The organism is Ignavibacteriota bacterium, from assembly GCA_016218045.1.
Lineage (GTDB): Bacteria > Bacteroidota > Ignavibacteria > SZUA-365 > SZUA-365 > JACRFB01.
Map to the genome: position 1 here is coordinate 74,447 of JACRFB010000016.1, position 18,137 is coordinate 92,583.

Sequence of the window (18,137 nt, forward strand, 5' to 3'; positions counted from 1 at the left end):
TGCCGACATTTCCGAGTATCATTCAATGATATGTTCGTATCTCACACGACTTCACCGCACATAGCCGAGGGCGTCATGCAGAACTTCCGTCAGAGCATGCTGGAACTAGTCATTCAAACCTCCGTGAACCTGCCGTCCGATGTGCGGAAGGCGGTCGGGAATATCCTCGACAAGGAGGAGCCGGGTTCGCGAGCGTCGTTGGCGCTTGCGACCATCGCGAAGAACATCGACATGGCTTGCGAGAACGAAGGAGCAATATGCCAGGACACCGGCATGCCCACTTTCAAAATCAAGACACCGATCGGCGCGAATCAGCTCCAGATGAAGGAGGACATTCTGTGGGCGGTCGCGGAAGCGACCCGGCTCGGAAAGCTCCGACCGAATACTGTCGATTCCGTGACGGGGAAAAACAGCGGCAACAATCTCGGCGCGGGTGCCCCCATCATTTTCTGGGAACAGTGGGCGGAATCCGACATAGAGATCAAGTTACTCCTGAAGGGCGGTGGGTGTGAGAACAAAAACATCCAGTACTCGCTTCCGGCTGATCTGCCCCATCTCGGCAAGGCCGGCCGTGATATGGATGGTGTTCGGAAATGTATCCTCCATGCCGTGTGGCAAGCGCAAGGTCAGGGCTGTTCGACGGGAGCGATCGGTGTTGCAATCGGAGGCGACCGGATGTCGGGCTACATGTATGCGAAAGAACAGCTCTTCCGCGCGCTCGACGATGTGAATCCCGATGCAGCGCTTGCAGGGTTGGAGGCCGAGGTAATGCACGCAGCGAATACACTGAACATCGGACCTATGGGATTCTCGGGTGCAAGCACCCTTATCGGCTGCAAGATCGGCGCGTATCACCGCCTCCCTGCAAGCTTTTTCGTCTCGGTTGCCTATGATTGCTGGGCCTACCGTCGCCTCGGCGTGCGCATCGATCCCGCGACGGGAGAGATATCGCGTTGGTATTTCCGCGAGGAGAAGCCTGCGGCCATGTCCGCTCCCGAGGGCATTCCGCTTACCGGTCGGGAGATACGTCTTACAGCCCCGCTCACCGAAGCCGATGTTCGCGGCTTGAAGGTTGGTGATATCGTGCTACTCAACGGTGCGATGTTCACCGGGCGCGACATGATCCATAAATACTTCATCGATCACGATTCACCGGTGGATCTGAACGGCGGGGTCATCTACCACTGCGGACCCGTGATGCTGAAAGATGCCGAGGGGGTGTGGCATGTCAAGGCGGCGGGACCGACCACGAGCAGTCGCGAGGAACCGTATCAGGCCGATATCATAAAGAAATTCGGCATCCGCGCTGTCATCGGCAAAGGGGGCATGGGGAAGAAGACTCTCGCCGCACTGCAGGAATGCGGAGCCGTGTACCTCAACGCGATCGGCGGTGCAGCGCAATATTATGCCGAGACCATCACACGGGTCGACGGTGTCCATTTCCTCGAAGAGTTCGGCGTGCCGGAGGCGCTGTGGATGTACCACTGCGTGGACTTCGCCGCCATTGTGACCATGGACTCTCACGGCAATTCACTTCATGCCGATGTCGAACAGGATTCCGCCTCGCGCCTTGCTGTGCTGGCGTAAGCCGATATCACACCCTAATCATTAATCCCCACATGGATCATATCAAACTCGCTTTCGACGAGGCGCGTGTGTGCCTCGATCAATTTGTCTCCGACGAAGAGAACTTTCCGCGCATCGCACAGTTTTCCGCCATGCTGGTCGAGACGTTTCGCGCGGGCGCCAAGGTCATGTCCTGCGGTAACGGCGGCTCCATGAGCGACGCCATGCACTTTGCGGAGGAATGGAGCGGCCGCTTCCGCAATGAGAGACCACCCATGGCCGCATTCGCCTTTTCCGATCCCGGGCACATGACCTGTGTTGCTAACGACTACGGCTTCCACGAAGTCTTTGCGCGCCAGGTTCAGGCGCTGGGAAAAACGGGTGATATCCTGCTGCTCCTATCGACGAGCGGCAACTCCCCGAACCTGCTCCGCGCCGCTGAAACAGCGCGTAAAGTGGGGGTCCGTACTGTCGGTCTCCTCGGACGGGGCGGAGGGGCGCTGTTGCCCCTGTGCGACCTCCCGATCCTTGTTCCCGGCCGCGCCAGCGATCGTATACAAGAACTGCACATCAAGATCATTCACGCTGTTATCGAAGCAACCGAGCGCGCGCTCTTCCCCGGTCTGTACCCTCGCGGAAAATGATCCATCTCGCAGGATCTGCACGCCCCGTGCGAATAATTCATCACCGAATCTGACTGAATTGTAATATTGCCCCTTTTCGGAGCGATAAGGGCGATATTCAGAGGCCAGAATGTCTGGCAAATTTCTTGCACATGCCTTCCCTGATTACACATATTCTCAGGAGCGGCATATGTCATTTCTTGTTTATTCCATTCGAGCACTGGTGATTCTCGGCATCGTTGTATGCCTGAGTTCTGCCACAACAACTTTTGCACAGGGTGGCGCGCAGGCGCTGGATTTGAAAAACAGCACCTATCTCTCGCACGGCGATTTTGTGTATTTCGGATCGCCAAATTACGAATTCGGCAATACCCTCACCGTGGCTGCCTGGGTAAAGTGGACTACGGATCCCGGGAGTTATGTGAACAATCATAATGAGCATGAAGGCCGCTGGGCCAACATCCTCACTATCGATAAACATAATGCCAAGGATAATGGACAGTTCTGGCTGCAGCACACCATGAGCAACCAGAAGTTCGAGTTTGCCGTCCAAACAACATCAGGACGATCGTACATTGTGTCCACGACGGAACCCGAGGAAGACATTTGGTACTATCTCGTCGGTGTGTATGATGGCTCTCTGTCGAGCAATCGCATGAAGTTGTATGTGAATGGCGTCCTTGAGGCGACGGGAAACAGTGTATCCGGGAATATTGCGACGCATAGTTCAGCGGACAGATTGCTTCTTGGCCGACTGCCGAATGGATATCGTCTGTTCTCTGGTGAGGTGGATGAGGTACGGATCTGGAAGTCGGCCCTGACTGAAGCGCAGATTCGGCAGCAGATGTATTCCAAATCGACTGTTGGGTCGAACCTCGCGAGTTACTGGCCTCTCGATGCCACGAGCGGGACCTCGGTGGACGATCAAGGTCCGTCGGGTGTGGATGGAATATTTTATTCCGCTCTTGTGGACGTGCATTCGTATAGCACTTCAACAATTTCACTCACGGACGATGATAAGATGTGGCAGATCAACACCTGGTCCGGCTGCACATTAAAGACAGTGGCTGGAGCCGGAGTGGATCAGACAAATACGGTGACATCGAATACGACGGTACGACTGTACCTACAGTCCTTGTGCCAGACGACTCCGGTGTTTGATGACTATGGCACCACAACGAACGGAGGCATGACATGGTTTGGTATCCAAAAGGAGTCTGAAACAAGCCAGTGGATCGCATCGGAAGCACCAATCGGTTCGACTGGTCCAGGGGGTGAGCTTCAAGGATTTTCAGATGTCGTGGGATTGCATCCTGGTGTGCTGACGTCATATCTCTCATCCATATTGTCCATCGAGGTGTCTTCGATTAATGACGGGGATCGAATTCTGCTGGCTCACAACGGGGCCCAGTTGGCGCCGACACAATCCGACGTCCCGCTGAGTGTAGTATCCCGGCTTTCACGTGTATGGAAGATTGAGGCGACGACATCCGGTACGGTCAATGGGGCCATGATATTCGATTGTGTTCAACTCGGTATCGATGCCACACATGCCGGAGATCTTGTGCTCCTCGTCGACAACGATGGAGATTTCAGTGATGCATCATCGTATTACGGCTCGTATGATGAAGGACAGGGTCAGTACTACATTGGTAACGTGCCCTTTGAAGACGGATTCTATTACACTCTCGGTACACAGAGCGAGTTTAATACGATGCCGGTGGAACTGACGTCGCTTACCGCGCGACTTCAGGATGGAGCCGTGGTTCTCCAGTGGAGAACGGCGACTGAAAAAAACTGCCTCGGCTTTGAAGTGTACCGGCAGAATGGCTCCGTCAATGGTGCGTGGGTAAAACTCGGATTTGTGGATGGATCCGGAACTACCGACAGTCCGCGCGAGTATCAGTACGTCGACGCGTATCCTGGCGGTGCACATTGTGCCTATCGCCTGAAACAAATCGATCGTGATTATCGGAGTCAGTACTCCGGTATTGTGACTGTGGCGGCAGGCGGCGCTGCGGCTGCGACGCGGGTCGACGTATCCCCCAATCCTGTCGAGAGCGAAGCGTATGTACATGTGGCTCTGGCGCGCGATGCGGCGGTCACGGTCGAGGTGTACACAGTGCTCGGGGCGAGAATCGCGACGCTGTGTGATCAGAAATCCCTCTATGCGGGCGAGCATCTCCTTCCGCTGCGTGTGTCCGGCACGATGCAGCGAGGCATGTACATTCTTGTCGTGAAGGACAACACGCGAATTCTCGCGGCTAAGCAGTTCATGACACGCTGATCTCTCCCTCGCATGTGTTTCCTTCCGTCCGCGGAAGGTTTCCAACACACCCCTGCCGCGACTTCGGCAGGGGTGTGTTCGTGTTTATGGCTACCAATGCCCCGTCCAATTCTGGCGCTCCCGCCAGAGGAGGAATACATGCCTTTCCGCGATCGCGCGCTTGAAAAGACTTCCGAGAAATCCGAGAAAACGAATCCGCTGCAATCCCGGCAGTGCAGCCCACCCGACAGCCAGATGACGGCCGAGCGACACGACTTCTCCGAGAATGCGCGGTGTGTAGGGCCGGGGCTCGAAGCCGTGGACAAGTCTGACGAGGTTCTCCGCTGTCAGTGCTCCCTGCTGCAACGCGAACTGTGCCGCGGTGGGAACGGTTGCGCCCGTGGCAGGATTTCTCGCGAGCGCGTTGTCGCCTATCGCAAACACTCCGGGATAGTTTTTTACCTGTAAACAGACGTCCACTACAACCCGTCCCTGTGCGCCTGTTTCGGCGCCGCTCCGTCTCAGCAGATCGGAAATGCGGATTCCACCCGTCCAAATCATCGTCCGCGTGGGCAGCGGATCACCCGGGGATCGCAGCACCGCCAGTGAGCCGTCCTGTTCCGTCATGCCCATGACGCGTGTGCCGGTGGATATCTGAATGCCCATGGCCTGCATCGCTTCCATCGATTTGTGCACCTGACGCCCGTCGAGAGAGGGGAGCAGCCTGTCCGAGACTTCAAACAGCCACATCTCGGGTTCCATCGGATCGATATGGTACTGCTCGCAGAGACTGTCGAATCTTTCGGCCATTTCGGTAGCCAGTTCAACTCCAGTCAGCCCGCCGCCGCCGATAACAAAGCGCAGCAGTTCTTTTCTGCGATTTGCATTCGTCTCGCTCGAAGCCATCGCAAACATCCGCTCGGTGTGCGCGCGGATGCGCTCACTGTCCTCCAGTTCCTTGAGCTGAAAGGCGTGTTCCTCAAGCCCGGGTATTTGGAAGAAATTCGTTTTACTCCCCAACGCGATAACCAGGTACGTGTACCGAATGATCCGTGGCTGTGATTCTCCGTGCTCCGCGAGCCCGAAATCGAGTTCCACGCGTTGCGCGTCAAGATCAATACGTGTGACTTCTCCCAGGTGAAAAATGATGTTTTTTCTACGGGCGAGAAAGCGCGCGATGGGAATGGTTACCTCCGTCTGTCGTACAGCCCTCTCGTGCAGACGTGTCTCGAGAAGATGGTATGTGTGCCTGTCGACAAGATGTATTCGTACCTCGGGGCGTGATCGAAACCTCTTCGCGAGTCGTGTCACGCAGGCCATTCCGCCATACCCCGCGCCGAGAACAACGATGTCGACCGTGGGTGCAATCATGAATTCGTCGTGTGGTGTATGCAGGTGTGTGATGTCAGGTCGAGGATTGCAGGCCGTGGCTGCGTCGGATTCGACAGTGCACGGCCCGTGATAACAAGAACACGAATGCCGACACATTTGCTCCCGGTCAACGCGATGTGGGGGTTCGTTACGGGAATCGCTACATTTGTCGACGTTTTTGTGTCTCGATCTCCCCACTATCGGAGTGTGATGATGTTCCAGCGTGTGTTGTTCCTCGTTGTCTTTGTATCCCTCGTGACGCTGCGTGTCGACGCGTTGTACGCACAGGATACCCCGAAACCGAAGGCGCCGTCCTTCTCGCTCACCGGATCGATCCCTGTACATCCCGACGTGAAAATCGGCACTCTCGAAAATGGGATCACGTATTATATCCTCGTCAATAAAAAACCGGAGAAACGGATGGAACTGCGTCTCGCGGTGAATGCCGGCTCCGTTCTCGAGGACGATGACCAGCAGGGCCTCGCGCATTTCCTCGAACACATGGCCTTTAACGGTTCAAAGAATTTCAAGAAGAACGAACTCGTGCAGTATCTCGAGTCCATCGGCACACGCTTCGGTGCGGATCTCAACGCCTATACGAGTTTTGATGAAACCGTGTATATGCTCCAAATCCCCACTGACAAGCCGGAATTGATTGACAAGGGCTTCCTCGTCCTCGAAGATTGGGCCGCGAATATGAGTCTCGATCATGCGGAAATCGACAAGGAGCGCGGTGTTATCGTCGAGGAAAAACGTACACGTTCGGGCGCCGGGCAGCGTATTGCGGAGAAACAGTATCCGTTTCTCTTCAACAAGGCAAAGTATGCCGACCGTCTGCCCATCGGCAAGGAGGAGATACTCCGGACCTTCCCGTACGAGGTTATCAAACGATTCTACAAGAAGTGGTACAGACCCGACAACATGGCGGTGGTGGCGGTCGGCGATTTTGATGTGGCAACCGTTGAGGCGAAAATCCGCGAGCACTTCTCACGTATTGAAAAACCGTCGGAGCCGCTGCTTCGTCCGATCATCCCGGTACCGGATCACGCTGAAACACTCTTCTCCATATTGACGGATCCCGAGGCGACGGGCACGTCCGTCACGCTGACCACTAAGATCCCCGTCGCCGAGATGAAAAAAATCGTCGATTACCGGCGCGCAATGGCCGAGGAACTGTACGAGAGCATGCTCAACGACCGTCTGCAGGAGCTGACGCAGCAGGGTAATCCTCCCTTTACCTCCGCGTATGCCGGCTTCGGAGGCCTGACCCGGTCGAAGGACGCCTATCGCCTGGGCGCCCAGGTCGAGAGCCACGGCATCATCCGCGGGCTTCAGGCAGTTGCCACCGAGGCGGAGCGCGTGCGCCGGCATGGTTTCACGGTGACGGAACTCGAACGTGCGAAGACAAATATCCTGCGGCAGATGGAGCGTTCGTATAACGAACGAGACAAGATCGAGTCGGGAAGTATTGTCATGAATTTTGTCCGGCATTTCCTCGATGGAGATCCCATCCCGGGCGTCGAACTCGATTACCAGCTCTACAAAAAATATCTTCCCACACTCACAGTGGCCGAAGTGAATGCCGTCACACAGCGGATCCCCGCGGAAGGGAATCTGGTGGTGACTGTCAGCATGCCCGAAAAGGCGGGTCTGAAACCACCGACGAAGGAAGAACTTGCCGCGGTGATGGCCGAGGTGAAACAATCGGCGCTCGAACCGTACGTGGACAAGGTTTCCGACAAGCCGCTCGCGGTCATACCCGAATCAAAGGTTACAGTGACTGCGACAAAGCAGATCAAGGAACTTGGTCTCACCGAATGGACGCTATCGAACGGTATCCGCGTGTTGTTGAAACCCACGGATTTTAAAAATGATGAGATCCGTTTCGCCGCGGTGAGCCCGGGGGGAAATTCCCTTGTTGCCAAAGAGGATTATCTCTCGGCGAGTCTGGCGGCGACGATTGTCTCGTCATGCGGACTCGGGGAATTCACTCCGACAGACCTGCAGAAAACACTGACTGGAAAAGTTGCCACTGTCCGTCCTTTTATCTCCGATCTTTCAGAAGGATTCAGCGGGTCGGCAGCGCCGAAGGATGTGGAAACCATGTTCCAATTGCTGTATCTCTCCTTCACACAGCCGCGCAAGGACACCGCGATGTTCAGTTCCTTCCTCTCGAGAATGAACGCGATGCTCGAGAATATGGGGGCGCGTCCCGAGTCCGTGCTTTCCGATACGATGACCGTGACGATGGCGCAGTATCATCCGCTGCGCAAACCCTTGAACATCAAGCGGCTCGCGGAGGTGAATCTCGATGCGGCCATGCGCGCCTATCTGAACCGCTTCGCGGATGCGGGCGATTTTACATTCGTCTTCGTCGGAAATTTTTCGCTCGACAATTTCAAGCCGCTGGTTGAAAAATACCTGGGCGCCCTCCCTGTCACGGGCAGGAAGGAAACATGGCGTGATCTCGGCGTGCGCTCACCCGAGGGCCGGATAGAAAAAGTTGTCAAGAAGGGGATCGAGAAGAAGGCGATGGTCATGCTGGTTTTCACCGGCCCCTTCGAATGGAATCGTCAGAATCGTTACGATCTTTCCTCGCTGGGCGAACTTATGCAGATCAAACTGCGTGAGGCCGTGCGTGAAGAAAAGGGCGGTACCTACGGCGTGGGTGTCGGAGCCACGGCGGTCCGGTATCCCTTGAGCGAGTACCGGATCACGATCAACTTCGGATGTGATCCCGCGCGTGTGGATGAACTTGTCACAACGACGGTCGACGAACTGTCCAAGATTCTCAAGAACGGGGCCGGCGAAGAGGACCTGAAGAAGATCAAAGAGATTCAGGTTCGAGAGCGTGAGAAAAATCTGAAGGAGAACAACTTCTGGTTGACGCGTCTTCAGGCGTCCATCACGAACAACGATGATCCGACGGATCTTCTCGCCTTTGATTCGATGGTCGGCGCACTCTCGTCGGATGCGCTGAAGAAGATGGCCGACGCGGTGCTGCGCCTCGACTCGATGAAAAAATTTGTGCTCATGCCCGAGGAGAGCGCGACGAAATAATCGTGTCCTCGAAAAACATGCAACGGACCGGCGTCTCGCCGGTCCGTTTTCTTTTTCACGCGAGGGAAAAACTCACGGCGGTTATGCGGACTGCTCGCTCTCATCTCCGAAGAGTCTCTGCACAGTCTCCTGATGCCCAACCTCTTCCGCCGCCAACTCATCAAAAAACTCCCGTGTCTTTGCATCCGTGCTCAATGCGGACAAGCGTTGGAACAGCATGACCGCTCGTTCTTCTCGCTGCATTGCCAGCTTCAGCACGTCTCCGGGCGTTGCCCCCTTGTCGAGTGTCACATACACTGCGTGTGAGTGTAGCACCTCGTCACCGATGTGCGGCAGACCCACTTCGGCTGCACCGTTATAATCTGCCGAAGCGCGGAAGGCGTAGAGGCGCCGTTCGTGATCCCGCTCTTCTTCCTCAAGCCGCTGCAGGTATGCCTGCACCTCCGGGACAGTCACGACGTTTCGCAGGTGCCGGTACAGTCCCTGCGACCGAACCTCGTGAGTTATGGCAATCATCAAGACATCATCGAATGTCATGTCATAGTTCCCAGACTGAGGCGTGCGATACGCACGTGTATGTGACAAGAGGGTGTGTTTCTTGCTAACACTTTAACGTGGTGTTTCGTTTCATGGTCTGGAAAAAAAGATGTTTCAATCTCCAATATGCCGATATGTCCTGCGTTTTCTTTCCGGGATCGCCCCAGTCTTGGCATTGGATTCGGGGATGACGATATTATTTACCTTCATTATCTCCAACGCAGAGGCCCCCCATGTTGCGAAAGACTGTCCTGTGGATCATTGCCCTCCTGGTGACGCTGGCATCAGCATATTATCAGCGTGTTACCGGACCGACCTATCCGATTTCCGGGACCACGACCTTCGCCGGGACCACCATTGAATACAAGCTTGCACGTTCTCACGGCGGTGAGGATGATCAGGAGGTCGCGTTGGTCGTCCCCAACGCACATATCGCCGGACGCCTTCTGTATAGACGCTACAAGACTTCGGATCCGTGGACCGGAGTGCCCATGACACGAGAAGGGGATCGCCTTGTCGGGTATCTGCCGAATCAACCTCCCGCGGGGAAACTCGAATACACTGTTGAGCTGTACACGGGATCGGAGCGCGCGTTTGTACCCGCCGCAGGGGGGTCGGTTGTCACACGCTTCAAAGGCGATGTGCCCGCGTGGGCATTGCTGCCTCATATCGTGCTCATCTTTTTAGCCATGCTCTTCTCGGTCCGCACCGCAATGGAAGCAATATTCAGCGAGGGAGAAGTGCGGGGCTATGCGCTCTGGACGCTCGGCCTAATGGTGTTGGGCGGACTTGTATTTGGTCCCATCGTCCAGAAATTTGCGTTTGGTGAATACTGGACCGGCTTCCCGTTCGGTATGGACCTCACAGACAACAAGACCGCAATTTCGTTTCTCGCCTGGCTGATTGCGGTACTTGCGGTCTGGAACCGTGGCTACCGGTTTACACATCCTGGCAGGCGCTGGTATTCCGTTGCGGCCGCAGTTGTAACGCTTGTGGTATTTCTCATTCCGCATTCCATGTTCGGCTCCGAACTGGATTACTCGAAACAGCCGAAGGGCCGTCCGGATGCCACCGCTCCGGGACCCCAGGCGCAAAAGCCGCTTTGAGAGGAGGCCGCATGTCCGACACCATTCGTTTCGTCCGCAATTACAGCGATCTCAGCACGGGACAGGGGTTCCAATTCGAGTTCTTTTGTGACCGCTGCGGAACTGGTCATCGTACCCGCTTTCAGCAATCCATGACCAGTGCAGTCTCGGGGATACTCGACACCGCCAGCGGTCTTTTCGGCGGCATTTTCGGTTCCGCTGCGCGTGTGGGCGACCGGGTCCGCGACGCGGCCTGGGAAAAGGCCCACGATGGTGCTTTCGAGAAGGCTGTCGAAGAGGTGACGCCGGAATTTATTCAATGCCCGCATTGTAACGCGTGGGTATGCCGCGAGAGATGCTGGAGCGAGAAAAAGGGACTCTGCAAGAATTGTTCGCCGGATCTCGGCGTTGAGATGGCAGCCGCGCAGGCATCCAAGTCGCGCGAGGAGATCTGGGCTCATGCGGCCATGGCCGAAGAGGACAAGAAACTCGGCACGGAAGTCTGGCGCGAGGGAATCAGGGCGACATGCCCCAAATGTAGTGCGCCCCTCGCGCAAAACGTCAAATTCTGCCCTGAATGTGGTGAGCGGCTTCAGGCTGCGCACTGTACAAATTGCGGAGCAAAACTGGTGCCCGGTGCAAAGTTTTGTGGTGACTGCGGAGAAAAAACCGGCGCCTGAAAACTTGATGCGTTCTCGGCTCGAGCACACCTCGTGCCCGCGGCACTCTGTCTGCACTCCCGGTCAGGCCTGATACGACACAGGCGATCCGCGGTAATTGCGGATCGCCTGTGTTTGTATGATCGGAACGTTGATTAACGCGCCGGACAGTGCGTGTCGAGGAAGCTGAAAAATTCCCTGAACCAGAGTATCTGCTCCTGTGGCTTTAACACCCAGTGATTCTCATTCGGGTAAATCAAAAGCGTTGACGGGATGTGTTTTGTCTGGGCGACAGTGAACGCCTCCAGGCTTTGAGAGTACGGGACCCGAAAATCTTTTTCTCCGGTGACGATCAGGATGGGTGTGTCCCAGTTCTGTGAATACCGGTGAGGGGAGTGTTTGTCGTAGTTCGGGCGCGCTTTCGGATCCCAGTACGGGCCGCCGTTTTCCCAATTGGTGAACCACAACTCTTCCGTCGCACCGTACATGCTCTCGAGATTGAAAACGCCGCAATGAGACACAAACGCGCTGAAACGCTTTTGATGGTTGCCCGCGAGCCAGAACACCGCGTAGCCGCCAGCGCTTGCGCCGATCGCTGTGCACCGTTTTGCATCGATATACGGTTCCTTCAGCATTGCGTCATGCGCAGCGAGAATGTCCTGCATGGGCATGCCCCCCCAGTCGGTGCTGATCGCATCGTTCCACTCCTGACCGAAGCCGGGGAGTCCGCGTCTGTTCGGAGCGCAGACAACGTAGCCCTGTGATGCGAGCAGCAGGAAGTTCCATGCGTAGCTGAAGAACTGGCTCACGGTCGACTGCGGCCCGCCCTGGCAATAGGTGATCATCGGGTATTTCTTTGCCGGATTAAAGTCGGGAGGAAGCACCACCCAGCATTGCACCTTCTTTCCGTCGGAACTGCTTATCCACTTCTCCTCGATTTTTGCGGGCGCTATCCGGGCAAACGCCGCGCCGTTGACATCGGTAAGTTGCCGTGCTTCACCGCTCTTCAACGGATGAACGTAAAGCTCCGTCGGCCTGTTGTAATTGCGCCGACCGTAGACGAGGAATTTTCCGTCCCCCGAAATGTCCAGACCCGCATCATGATTATACCAGCCCTTGGTCAGTATCTTCCACGATCCGTCAGCCACCTGCATCTGATAGACCTGCACCGTGGCCTTGTCTTCGGCGGAGAAGTAGATTGACTTTGAATCTGGAGCCCAGACCGTTGTGCCGACCCACTGGTCCAGACTTTTCGAGAGTTCCAGAATTTTTCCCGACACACGGTCGTACAGCATCAAACGATTCCGGTCGGCTTCATGGCCGGCTCGTTCCATCGAATGAAAGGCTATCCACTTGCCGTCCGGCGAGTAGTGCGGATCCTTGTCAAAACCATTCATACCCTGCGTGATGTTGCGCGCCGGGCCTCCGGCGACGGAAACGAGATAGATGTCGGAATTGGTACTCTCAGCAAAATCGTTGACTTTTTTCGACGTGTAGGCGATCTCTTTGCTGTCCGGGGACCATGCGATCTCGCTACCTCCTCCGAAGGGCTTTAGCGGAGTTTCCCATTTTTCGTCCTGCATGAGATCTCGCGCCCCGGTACCATCGGCCTTCACCACAAAAAGGTGGCTTGCATATTCGTCCTCCCAGGTATCCCAATGCCGTACGGGAAGCTGCGTGTAGACGCGTGCATTTGCTTTCGCGAGATCGGGGTATTTCTCCGCGAGCGTGCGGCCGACTTTTACATCCGATGTGTAACTGAACATCGACGCGTCCGGCGACCACGCCAGATTATCAACTCCCTGTTCCACATTGGTGATTTTGTTCGCTTCGCCCCCGCTGGGATCAATAACATAGATCTGCGGCGCTCCGTCGCGTGTCGAAAGAAATGCGATCCGTTTGCCATCAGGCGACCAGCGGCCGCTGTAGTCCGCCGCTTTTGATGTTGTCAACTGTCGTGGCTCTCCGCCTGCGACAGGAACAAGGTACAGATCCGTGCTACCCCGATTCTCGGTGATGTTCGGGCTGTTCATTGAGAAAAGCACCCACTTGCCGTCGGGTGATATCTGGGGATCGTTCACACGTTTCAAGGACCAAAGCAGCTCCGGTGTCATGCGGTCCTGCGCTGAAGTAACAGACGCGGTTGCAAGGACAAGGAGGAGGGTTGCGAGTATGTACCGACAACTGCGATTACGCATTTGAACTGGCTCCGAAGTGAATTCGACATTGTGCGCCCCAGTCCTTGGTACGGGAAGACGGCGCATCCCAAATATAGCCGCTTCGCGCTTTGCGCTCCACATCCGTTCCGGGAAACCCGATGCAACCTACGGCGTACCACTGCGTATGAATGAGATTGTCCGTTTCCAGTCCTTGTTCCTTTAGTAGTGACGATTCGTGCATGGCACCATTCTCCCGCATCCTCTTCCTGTGTTGCCTGTGTGTGACAATAAGCTCCATTGCACCTGCGGCACTTTTTTCACAGGCGGGAGCGTCGAATGACGTCCCGGTCTTCAGCCCGAACGAGAAACCGATCCTGAACGCCGTACGCACATCCTCGCGCATTGTGGTCGACGGCCGTATCGATGAATCGGCGTGGAGCAACGCGGCGGTGGCGGAGAATTTTTCCGAGACCTATCCGGGTGAGAGGACACAACCCCCGATCGGCATCCGCGCGCGTCTGATGTATGATGACGACAACTTGTATATCGCATTCCAGATTCGGGACGATCCGCGCAAGGTGCGGGCGAGTCTCTGCGACCGTGATGAAATCTGGAACGACGATTACTGCGGCATCATCCTGTACACGTACGGCGACGCTACCTGGGGATATTTCATCGCGGCAAATCCGCTGGGGATTCAGGGCGAAACGCGACTCTCCTCGAGTTCCGGAGAGGAGGTGAGTTTTGACCTCGTATACTCGTCTGCCGGGCGTATCACCGACGATGGGTATGAAATAGAGATGGCTGTACCTTTTGCCTCCCTCCGGTTTCCGGAACGCGTGGTGCAGGAGTGGAGAGGGACGTTTTGGATCACGCATCCGCGCGAAAGCCGGAGTACTTACTCCTGGGCTTCCTACCGCCGCAATGATCCATGCGAGTTATGTCAGGCGGGCACATTTGCCGGGATCGCGGGAGTGGTGCCCGGCAGCAATCTCGAACTCTTGCCGGCCTTTGTTGCCAGACAATCGTCTGCCCTCGTGGCTGACGAGAACAAGAACACACGCCTGTCGCATGACGACATCAAGGGAGAACCATCTCTCGGCCTGCGCTACACGTTCAGCTCGTCCACGTCCGCTGAAGCCGCAGTGAATCCCGACTACAGCCAGGTCGAATCGGATCCTTCGCAGATCGACATTAATACGACCTTTGCCCTGTACTATGATGAACGCCGCCCGTTTTTCCAGGAAGGGAGCGACCTGCTGCGTACACCCATTACGGCGGTGTATACGCGCTCGATAAATAATCCGCTCGTCGCTGCCAAGTTCACATCTCGATTCGGCCGCACCGGAATTCAGTACCTCGGGGCGTATGATGAGACGTCGCCGGTGATCCTGCCTTTCGAAGAACAGAGCGCCATCCTGCAAAATGTGGGTGCCAGCACCGTATCGATACTGCGTGCAAAACACTCGTTCCTCGAGGATTCGTTTGTCGGTCTCCTGCTTGCCGACAGAAGGTATGAGAAAATCGGAAGCGGGAGTTTGGCGGGCATCGACGGTATGGTGCGCTTCCTCACTCACTACAAGATCCGCGCCCAGGCGTTGCTCAGCCGCACCGCCGAGGCCGTCGCTCCAGAAATAACTGCAGGCACGGGTATCGATGCGATTCTTCTGGATGAAGGGCGTCACTCGACGCGCTTTGACGGGGAGAAATTCCTCGGGCATGCCTACCGCTTCAGTGTGGAACGGGAAGCGGAAGCATGGTCGTGGGAGTGGAGCGTCTCCGAAACATCTCCGCTGTTCCGCGCATCAACAGGATTTGTGACACAGGCTGCGCGCCGCCAAATCAATGTCTGGAATGGGTACACCTTCTATCCTGCATCGGGATTCATTGATCGGATCACTCCGAATCTCAGCGTGGGCCGCGTGTGGAACACGGGCGGCATCATCAAAGACGAGTGGATCATGCCCGAACTGTCGATACAGATGAAAGGCATGACGAATCTCACACTCGGATGGCTGACCAGCGACGAGTTGTTCCGGAACACGCAGTTGAACGGTATCCGCCGCGGATCCATCCGCGTGAACAGCAATTTCAGCGAACCGGTGCGCGCCGGATTCTTCGTGATGTACGGCCGGACGATCGCGCGATCGCTCGCGGTGCCCGTATTGGGCCGCGGCACGGAAGTGTCACTCTGGGCCTCTATCAAACCGATGCAGAATGTAAAGATCGAACCGGAATACTCGTTTCAGGAGCTGAACCATCCGAAAACCAACGCCAACATTTTCCGTGGCTATATCCTGCGGACACGCGTCAGTTATCAGTTTACACGCGAGCTGTTTTTGCGCCTCGTTGTGGAGTACAACGACTTCTCCCGCTCGCTCGCCGTTGAACCACTGCTTACCTATCGGCTCAATCCGTTCTCGATCTTTTATATAGGATCCACGCACGGGTTGTTCGAATTGCCCGCGGTTGCGCCCTCCGACGACATGAGAAGACCGTGGGAATTTGGTCAACACTCCCGCCAATTCTTCCTGAAGTTCCAGTACCTCTTTCAGGTGTAAGACGCGAGCTTACGGCTGAACATATTTCCTCTCGACGCTCGTTCAGCCGCGCCACTGGTGCGGGAGTGCGACTGCTCGTGACCTGCTGATCGCCCGCACGGCGGTGGTGGTGCGATTTATTCCGCGGCAGTCTCCGGAACAAAGGCAAGCACCTCCTCGACGATGGTATCGATGATCTCTTCCTCTTTCAATCGTCGGACCACTTCCCCCTTGCGATAGAGGATGCCCACACCCTTGCCGGCGGCTATGCCGATGTCGGCTTCACTGGCTTCACCCGGACCGTTGACAACACAGCCGAGGAGGGCGATTTTCACTGGCTTCTTGATACCGCGAAGGCGCTCTTCCAGCTCATTTGTGATTTTGAACAGGTCCACTTCGAGGCGACCGCAGGTCGGACATGCAATGATCTCAATTGACCTCTGTGCGAGCCCGAGCGAGCGAAGGATCTCTTTTCCCACCTCGACTTCTTTGTACGGTTCGTCGGTGAGCGAGACCCGGATGGTGTCGCCGATCCCCTCGGCAAGCAGCGTTCCGATGCCGACCGCAGATTTGATGGTACCCACCCTGGTAGTTCCCGCTTCCGTCACACCGAGATGCAGAGGGTAATCGGTGCGCTCCGCCAGTGTGCGGTAAGCTTCGATCATCAGTTTTACATCGGTGGATTTGACGGAGATGATCACGTCACGGAATCCGAACTCCTCGCAGATCGACGCATGACGCATGGCGCTCTCAAACAGAGCTTCCGCAGTCGGATATCCGTGTTTCGCGAGGATGTCCTCCTCGAGCGAACCGGAATTGACGCCGATGCGTATCGGGGTTCCTCGTTCCTTCGCTGCTCCGAGAACCTGATGGATGCGCTCAATCGAGCCGATGTTGCCCGGGTTGATGCGCACCTTCGCCACGCCGGCTTTGATCGACTCGAGCGCGAAGATGTGATTGAAATGGATGTCGGCAACGATGGGGAGTTTAGATCTGCGAACAAGCTCTGCCATGGAGGCGGCGGCTTCCTTATCGTTCACCGTAATGCGCACAATGTCGCAGCCCGCCTCCGCCGCTTCATCGATCTGTCGCAGCGTTCCATCAATATCGTTCGTTTTTGTCTTGGTCATCGTCTGGACGCTGATGGGCGCGTCTCCGCCGATGGGAATATCACCCACGTACACCTGCCGTGTACGGCGGCGGACCGCCTTTACCTGCGGCGCCTGCCAGACGGGTGCATGCGGATTTTGTAGGACGGGGATCTCTATCATGGATGTAGCATGCTCTCAGGAAAATGTTGATGGTGTGTGCGTGTCCGGGTGTCTGTGCGACGGAAGGACGTCAGCCGTTCTGGCCCTTGTCCGGATGTATCCTCTTGCTTGCGTCGAGGAGGAGCCGTTTTTCCTCTTCCGTCAAGGCCGAGTAGCCCTGTTTGCCGATCTTGTCCAATATCTCGTCGATGAGGTGCTGGTACCGCTCAAACTCGGTGTCACTTGTGCTTGATGTGCGGGAAGAAGGAGTAAGGGGGTGCACTGTCGCCTGATATATTCTCTCGCTGCCTGCACTGGAGTACCGATCCGTGCTCCTGCCTCGCGATGAGACGCGGCGCAGCATCATATCGATCATTCCGCGATTGTCGAGCAAAACCCAGATCGCTCCGAGTATGGCTCCACCCAAATGCGCCATGTGGGCGACACCTTCGCGTGATCCTGTGACACCGTAAAAAACCTCGATGGCGATGAGACCGGTAATGAGATACTTCGCCTTGAGTGGCAGGAAGAAATAGATGTACACGTATCTGTTCGGAAACAGCATCGCGAATGCTACGAGGACGCCGTACACACCGCCGGACGCACCGATCGTGGCTCCCGGCGAAGAAAACAACGGGGCGACGAGGAGGTTGGAAAGCCCGCCTGCTATTCCGCAGGCGATAAAGAACAGCAAGAACTTTTTTGATCCCCACGTGTTCTCGACTTCCATGCCGAACATCCACAGCATCAGCATGTTCATAAAGATGTGCCAGAAGTCCAGATGGATGAACATGTACGAAATAAGCTGCCAGGGAAGAAATCCTTCGCCGAGCGGCCAGAGGAACATATACTCGGCGAAATAGCGCGACAACGGCTCTCCTGCGATGGTCAGGACACCGCCGGAAATCAGATTGGCAAAGAGAAAGACTCCCAGATTCGCGATGATCAAATACTTGATCACGGGAGGGAAAAAGCTAAAACTCCCGAATTGAGGGCGATACTCGCCAGGTTCATATCGTTG

12 protein-coding genes are annotated in these 18,137 nt (G+C 56.1%); 7 read left to right on the forward strand and 5 right to left on the reverse strand.

Translation table 11 applies throughout. The features are described from left to right. Positions 1 to 75: 75 nt before the first annotated feature. The 3 genes from HY962_05815 (at position 76) to HY962_05825 (ending at position 4,476) form a co-directional block, all read left to right on the forward strand. Complete coding sequence (locus tag HY962_05815; protein MBI5646429.1) at positions 76 to 1,587, forward strand: fumarate hydratase; 1,512 nt, start codon at positions 76 to 78, stop codon at positions 1,585 to 1,587. Between the two features lie 32 nt (positions 1,588 to 1,619). Then, positions 1,620 to 2,210 carry an SIS domain-containing protein gene (locus HY962_05820; GenBank protein MBI5646430.1) on the forward strand — a complete coding sequence of 197 codons (591 nt, stop codon included), beginning with the start codon at positions 1,620 to 1,622 and terminating at the stop codon, positions 2,208 to 2,210. Between the two features lie 169 nt (positions 2,211 to 2,379). Beyond that, the gene (locus tag HY962_05825; protein MBI5646431.1) at positions 2,380 to 4,476 is read left to right on the forward strand and encodes a LamG domain-containing protein; all 2,097 of its coding nucleotides are present in this window, start codon (positions 2,380 to 2,382) and stop codon (positions 4,474 to 4,476) included. 90 nt (positions 4,477 to 4,566) lie between these two features. Here the strand turns inward: HY962_05825 and HY962_05830 are convergent, their stop codons facing one another. Next, positions 4,567 to 5,826, reverse strand: coding sequence for an NAD(P)/FAD-dependent oxidoreductase (locus HY962_05830; protein MBI5646432.1), 1,260 nt, complete (start codon positions 5,824 to 5,826; stop codon positions 4,567 to 4,569). 210 nt (positions 5,827 to 6,036) lie between these two features. Here HY962_05830 and HY962_05835 point away from each other — a divergent pair, with 210 nt between their 5' ends. After that, entirely contained in the window at positions 6,037 to 8,886 is a 2,850-nt protein-coding gene (locus tag HY962_05835) for an insulinase family protein (GenBank protein MBI5646433.1), read from the forward strand. A gap of 81 nt (positions 8,887 to 8,967) precedes the next feature. Here the strand turns inward: HY962_05835 and HY962_05840 are convergent, their stop codons facing one another. After that, entirely contained in the window at positions 8,968 to 9,402 is a 435-nt protein-coding gene (locus HY962_05840) for a hypothetical protein (GenBank protein MBI5646434.1), read from the reverse strand. Positions 9,403 to 9,656: 254 nt separating this feature from the next. Here HY962_05840 and HY962_05845 point away from each other — a divergent pair, with 254 nt between their 5' ends. Further along, complete coding sequence (locus tag HY962_05845; protein MBI5646435.1) at positions 9,657 to 10,529, forward strand: hypothetical protein; 873 nt, start codon at positions 9,657 to 9,659, stop codon at positions 10,527 to 10,529. Between the two features lie 11 nt (positions 10,530 to 10,540). Beyond that, a complete protein-coding gene (locus tag HY962_05850; protein ID MBI5646436.1) occupies positions 10,541 to 11,188 on the forward strand; it encodes a zinc ribbon domain-containing protein in 648 nt (215 codons plus the stop codon). Positions 11,189 to 11,322: 134 nt separating this feature from the next. Here HY962_05850 and HY962_05855 read toward each other — a convergent pair whose 3' ends face one another. After that, positions 11,323 to 13,281, reverse strand: a complete 1,959-nt coding sequence (locus tag HY962_05855; GenBank protein MBI5646437.1) for a S9 family peptidase — start codon at positions 13,279 to 13,281, stop codon at positions 11,323 to 11,325. A 284-nt stretch (positions 13,282 to 13,565) separates the two neighbouring features. Here HY962_05855 and HY962_05860 point away from each other — a divergent pair, with 284 nt between their 5' ends. After that, entirely contained in the window at positions 13,566 to 15,887 is a 2,322-nt protein-coding gene (locus HY962_05860) for a carbohydrate binding family 9 domain-containing protein (protein ID MBI5646438.1), read from the forward strand. 116 nt (positions 15,888 to 16,003) lie between these two features. Here HY962_05860 and ispG read toward each other — a convergent pair whose 3' ends face one another. After that, entirely contained in the window at positions 16,004 to 17,137 is a 1,134-nt protein-coding gene (gene ispG, locus HY962_05865; GenBank protein MBI5646439.1) for a flavodoxin-dependent (E)-4-hydroxy-3-methylbut-2-enyl-diphosphate synthase, read from the reverse strand. 70 nt (positions 17,138 to 17,207) lie between these two features. Then, positions 17,208 to 18,077, reverse strand: a complete 870-nt coding sequence (locus HY962_05870; GenBank protein MBI5646440.1) for a rhomboid family intramembrane serine protease — start codon at positions 18,075 to 18,077, stop codon at positions 17,208 to 17,210. Positions 18,078 to 18,137 lie beyond the last annotated feature (60 nt).